Annotated in this window: 1 protein-coding gene; it reads right to left on the bottom strand. The window is 45.9% G+C overall.

Annotated elements, in window-relative coordinates:
* On the bottom strand, positions 1–233 hold a 233-nt coding region (locus tag CF394_RS03830; protein ID WP_133079800.1), incomplete at both ends, for a hypothetical protein.

The following is a 233-nucleotide window of genomic DNA, read 5'->3' as shown; positions in this document are numbered from 1 at the left end:
CTCATAGTTGTAGCCATCCCATGTCATGAAGCCGACCATTACGTTACGGCCAAGTGCAAGTTCACCAAGCTCCATAGAAGGACCGTCAGCAAGGATTTCTCCTTTTACCACTTCATCGCCGACACTTACGATCGGACGCTGGTTGTAGCACGTACCTTGGTTAGAGCGGACAAATTTCAGCAGTATGTATTTATCCAAGTTTCCTTTTACTTTTTGACCGTCGACTTCTTCAT

This window comes from Tetzosporium hominis (assembly GCF_002265435.1).
In the GTDB taxonomy this organism is placed as follows: domain Bacteria; phylum Bacillota; class Bacilli; order Bacillales_A; family Planococcaceae; genus Chryseomicrobium; species Chryseomicrobium hominis.
Note: the sequence above shows the minus strand (reverse complement) of the source record. Positions and strands in the feature narration are given on the sequence as shown.